The 4,317-nt window shown below is 75.1% G+C and carries 5 protein-coding genes and 1 pseudogene; 1 reads left to right on the top strand and 5 read right to left on the bottom strand.

Annotated elements, in window-relative coordinates; genetic code table 11:
• Positions 1-630 carry a LysE family translocator gene (locus tag ADY01_RS41120; RefSeq protein ID WP_078900827.1) on the top strand — a complete coding sequence of 210 codons (630 nt, stop codon included), beginning with the start codon at positions 1-3 and terminating at the stop codon, positions 628-630.
• 89 nt (positions 631-719) lie between these two features.
• On the opposite strand, the pseudogene ADY01_RS33465 reads toward ADY01_RS41120, so the two are convergent.
• The 5 genes and pseudogenes from ADY01_RS33465 to ADY01_RS33445 all read right to left on the bottom strand — a co-directional run.
• A pseudogene (locus ADY01_RS33465) lies at positions 720-2,582 on the bottom strand (bifunctional glycosyltransferase 87/phosphatase PAP2 family protein); the annotation flags it as partial.
• 75 nt (positions 2,583-2,657) lie between these two features.
• Complete coding sequence (locus tag ADY01_RS33460) at positions 2,658-2,987, bottom strand: DUF3140 domain-containing protein (protein ID WP_049580520.1); 330 nt, start codon at positions 2,985-2,987, stop codon at positions 2,658-2,660.
• Positions 2,971-3,225, bottom strand: a complete 255-nt coding sequence (locus ADY01_RS33455; protein WP_049580519.1) for a DUF2945 domain-containing protein — start codon at positions 3,223-3,225, stop codon at positions 2,971-2,973. Before ADY01_RS33455 ends, ADY01_RS33460 begins: the two co-directional genes overlap by 17 nt.
• Before the next feature lie 87 nt (positions 3,226-3,312).
• The gene (locus ADY01_RS33450) at positions 3,313-3,504 is read right to left on the bottom strand and encodes a hypothetical protein (protein ID WP_053171485.1); all 192 of its coding nucleotides are present in this window, start codon (positions 3,502-3,504) and stop codon (positions 3,313-3,315) included.
• 137 nt (positions 3,505-3,641) lie between these two features.
• The gene (locus ADY01_RS33445) at positions 3,642-4,301 is read right to left on the bottom strand and encodes a phosphotransferase (protein ID WP_049580517.1); all 660 of its coding nucleotides are present in this window, start codon (positions 4,299-4,301) and stop codon (positions 3,642-3,644) included.
• Between the last annotated feature and the right edge of the window lie 16 nt (positions 4,302-4,317).

The following is a 4,317-nucleotide window of genomic DNA, read 5'->3' as shown; positions in this document are numbered from 1 at the left end:
GTGCAGCAGGTTGTCGCGTTCTGTGGGATGTCGTTTCTCCTGTCCGTCGTGCCCGGACCGAGTGTGGTGTTCATCGTGGGGCGGGCGTTGGCGCATGGGCGGCGGGCGGCGTTGGGGTCGGTGCTCGGGAACGCCCTGGGCGGGTACGCCCTCGTCGTCGCCGTGGCGTTCGGGGTCGGGTCCGTGGTCGAACGGTCGGTGCTGCTCTTCAACGGGATCAAGCTGGCCGGGGCGGCGTACCTGGTCTGGCTCGGCGTGCGGGCCTTCCGGGGCAGGAAACAGCGGGTCCGGCTGGAGGCCGGCGGGAGCGGCGGGGGCGGGGGAAGGCCGGTCCGGGAAGGGTTTCTCGTGGGGGTGACCAACCCGAAGAGCATCGTCTTCCTGACCGCCGTGTTGCCGCAGTTCGTGGATCGGGACGCGGGGCACGTTCCCGTTCAGATGCTGCTGCTCGGGTTCGCCGGGGCCGTGCTCGCGCTGCTGTCCGACGGGGCCTGGGGGTTGGCGGCCTCGGGGGCGCGGGCCTGGTTCGGGCGGTCGCCGCGGCGGCTGGCGCTCGTCAGCGGGACCGGCGGGGTGGCCCTGATCGGGCTCGGCGCCTCCGTCGCCTTCACCGGCACGCGCTCGGCGTAGGCGACCGCCCGCAGCATCGCCGCCGACGCCGCGTAGCCCGCGGCGACCACCGCGGCCCCGCCCGCCGCGTCGAGCAGGTAGTGGTTCGCCGTGCCCACGATCACCACGGTGGTCAGCAGGGGATACGCGAACCCCGCCCAGCGCAGCCAGCGGTACGGGGCGACGCGCCACAGGACCAGCGCGCACCACAGCGACCAGCCGACGTGGAGCGAGGGCATCGCCGCGTACGGGTTCGTGACGCCGGTGAGGGCGCCGAACCGCGGGTCGTCGAGGTCCTGCGGGCCGTTGGCCGTGTCGATGTAGCCGAGCCCCGGCATCAGGCGCGGCGGGGCGAGCGGGTAGAGCCAGAAGCCCACCAGGCCGAACAGGGTGGTGAACGCCATCCACCTGCGGGCAGTCCGGTACGCGGCCGGGTGGCGCACCAGGAGCCAGCCGAGGATCGTCAGCGGGACCGCGAAGTGGAACGTCTGGTAGTAGAGGTCCATGGCGTCCGCGAGCCAACGCCTCCCCGCCACCGCCTGGTTGACGCCGTGCTCGATGTCGATGCGCAGGAAGCGCTGGATGTCGAGGATCTGGTGCCCGTGCGCCTCGGCCGTGTCGCGGTCGCCGCGGGCGTACGAGCGCACCCAGGAGTAGGCCCAGTAGCCGACGCGGATGAGAACGAGTTCGAGCAGCAGGTTCGGCCGGGAGGCGAGGCCCGCGCGCACCGGCCGGGACCACAGCTCCGAGTCGCGCCGCAGGAAACGGACGCAGCAGGCCGCCAGCAGCGCGGCGATCAGCGGCACGTTCTCGCCGATCACCGCGAGCGACTCCAGCTTCGGCACCAGGGCCGTGCCTTCGAGCGCCAGCGCCAGCACCACGAACACCGGCCACATCGGCCGGTCCGCGGTCCGCCGCCCGGCCCGGCCCGCGAGCGCGAACAGCACCCACACTTGCTGGTGCTGCCAGGCGGCGGGCGTGGCCGCCAGCGCCGCGCAGCCGGTGATCGCCGCGGCGAGCAGCGGCTGCCCGTCCGCCGCGTAGGCGGTCGCGCGCCGGAGCGCGAGGGCGCAGACGGCTCCGGCGAGCGCCACGAACAGCAGGATCTCGCCGGGCCCGTCGTGCCCGAGGCGGAGCAACGCGCCGTGCAGGGACTGGTTGCCCACGGCCTCGGGCGACGCGTCGATTCCGGCGCCGGCGAGGTGGCGCAGCCAGAACGTCTCGGACGCGGCGGGGAGCGCGCCCCAGGCGAGCGCGGTGGCGGCGGCGAACGCGCCCCCCGCCGCGGCGGCGGCGCGCCGGCGCCCGGTCAGCCACAGCAGCGCGGCGAACAGCAGCAGCGTCGGCTGGAGCGCGGCGGCCAGGCCGAGGAGAACGCCCCCGGTGCGGTGGGCGCCGCGGGGGCCGCCGGGGCCGCGTTCGGCGACGGCCAGCAGCCAGCCGGTCAGCGCGAGCAGCACCGGGACGAGCCCGGCCTGCGCGGTGGTGACGGTGTCCCGGACCGGCAGGATCACGGTCAGCAGGCAGATCGCGGCGGGCGCGGCCCAGGCGCGGTGCGCGGCGGGGAGGCCGCGGGCGGCGGTCAGGCCGAGGGCGACGAGCAGCAGCAGGGTGCCGAACGTCCAGATGGCGCCCGCGTGGTGGGGCGCGAGACCGCTCAGCGGCTCGGTGAGCAGCGCGGAGAGGGGGGTGCCCGACCAGGCGCCGTCGGCGTACAGGTCGTCGGGCAGGCCGCCGCCGGCGCCCGGCAGGCCGGTGAGCCGTTCCGCGGGGGGCAGCCGCAGCACCTCGGCCGCCTGCCGGGCCGCGAGCAGCCCGGCCAGCAGCCACAGCAACCAGACGCCCCACGCCGCACGCGCGCCCCACACCGACCGCGCCGACCGCACCGCGCGCCCGCCCGGCCGTCCGTTCTCTGTATCCGCCACGTCTCCGCCACCCGAACGCCCTGCGTCGGCGAGGTGAACGGCCGACATCACAGAACCTACCCGGCGGCTCGCGCGCGATCGTCACGCGGCCCCGTTCCGCGCGCGGATGTCACGGGCGGTCCGTCAGCGCAACGGGTCGTGGCCCCAGTTCATCAGCGAGTACCGCCAGCGCGACTCCCGGACGTCCCCGCCGGGCCGCTGCGCCAAGTGCCGGCGGACGTAGCCGATGACCTTGCGCATGTGGGCCAGGTCGGCGTCCGAGAGGTCCGCCTTCCTGGTGCGCAGCAGGCCGACGATCCGCCGCCCGGACGCGTGTCCGATGCTCTCGCCGTCGCCACGGCGCTGCCCCGCGCCGCGCGACTCGTCGGTCTCCAGCCACTGTTCGAGCCGCCGTGGCGGCAGGTTGACCGCCCGGCGGAACTCCGCGATCGTCCGGTCACGATCCGTGATCATTCGGGGCCTCCGGGGTCAGGGCCTCCGGCCGGTGGACCGCCGTGCCGCCCGACTTCTCGCTCTCCACCTCGTACTGCGGCGCGTCGGGCGAGGCATTGACGGTGCGGCCGGCGGCCTCGGTCCGTTCGGTGATCTTCCGCCGCACCGTTCCGACCGGCTCGCTGCCGTGGCTCCGCCATGACACACGGTCCCCGCGCCGGAACTCTCTGTCCGTTCCGTCCCGGTTCTTCCTGTTCATCCCCGCCGGGTTCCCCTCCCCGCCCCCCTCAACCGCGCCGCGGCCGGTGGATCGGGACCCTCGCCGCCCGGTACCGGAGGCGCCGCCTCAGAAGCCGTGCCGCGCGCGGCGGTTGAGTTCGGCGACGCGGGAGCTCAGGGACTCGCTGGCGCTCACCGGCATGACGTCCTGCGGGCGCGCCGTCCACTCCTGGCCGCCGCCGGGCGGGCGGAGCCACAGGGTGCCGTGGAGGTGGGCCATGACGCGGCCGACCTTGTCGCGCGAGGTGTCACGAACCATCGTTCCCACCTCGGGAACGGCGGCTGGGGAGGTGCCAGTCATAGCGGACTCCGAGGGAGGAGGCTCCGTGCCGGTACGGTCATCGTTCACCCATTCCATGCCCGTTGCGCAAGGGCCCGACCTCTTCCAGTGGGTACTCAGAGGGAAATTTGAGCTTCGGGCCACCTGAGCCCGCGTATGAGGTCCATCGCGGGCTCCAGATCGGCCACCTCGGACGGCGACATGGTCCGGTTGGCGGCGCGCCGCGCGCGGGCCTCGGGCAGGTGGTCGGCGGTGGCGTCGTCGAGGCGCGGGAGCAACGCGGCGAGCACGGGGGCCGCCACGGGCCAGTCCCCGACCGCCGCCTGGGCCAGGATGACGGCCGACATGGCGCGGTCGAGGCCGCTGGGGCCGCGTTCCGCGTTGCGCCAGTCGATCACCATGGGGCCGCGCGGGGTGAGCATCACATTGTCGGGGTGCAGGTCCAGGTGGATGATTCCGCCCGGGACGGCGTGGAGGCGGTGCAGCAGGTCGCCGAGGATCGCGCCCGCCTCCTCGGCGGCGACCTCCCCGGCCAGCGCGGCGTGCAGCAGGGTGGGGCCTTCGAGCCGTTCCATCACCAGGTCGGGGGGCTCGGGGGAGGCGCCGGGGTGGACGGCGGGCACCGGGTATCCGTGGTCCGCCAGGTGGGCCATCACCTCGGCCTCGCCGGTGGCGTGCGTGCCGTCGCGGTAGCGGCGCAGCACCCGGGTGCGGTCCCCCACCAGCGCGTACACGTCGGCGTCGCGGCCCCGGCCGAGCAGCTCCCCTGTGCGCATGGCCTCACCCTAAGGC

The sequence above is a fragment of the Streptomyces sp. SBT349 genome, assembly GCF_001083795.1.
In the GTDB taxonomy this organism is placed as follows: Bacteria; Actinomycetota; Actinomycetes; order Streptomycetales; family Streptomycetaceae; genus Streptomyces.
Note: the sequence above shows the minus strand (reverse complement) of the source record. Positions and strands in the feature narration are given on the sequence as shown.

Coding starts and splice junctions, on each gene's coding strand:
- ADY01_RS33460 (WP_049580520.1), bottom strand. CDS start 2,987: ATGATCACGGATCGTGACCGGACGATCGCGGAGTTCCGCCGGGCGGTC.
- ADY01_RS33455 (WP_049580519.1), bottom strand. CDS start 3,225: ATGAACAGGAAGAACCGGGACGGAACGGACAGAGAGTTCCGGCGCGGG.
- ADY01_RS33450 (WP_053171485.1), bottom strand. CDS start 3,504: ATGGTTCGTGACACCTCGCGCGACAAGGTCGGCCGCGTCATGGCCCAC.
- ADY01_RS33445 (WP_049580517.1), bottom strand. CDS start 4,301: ATGCGCACAGGGGAGCTGCTCGGCCGGGGCCGCGACGCCGACGTGTAC.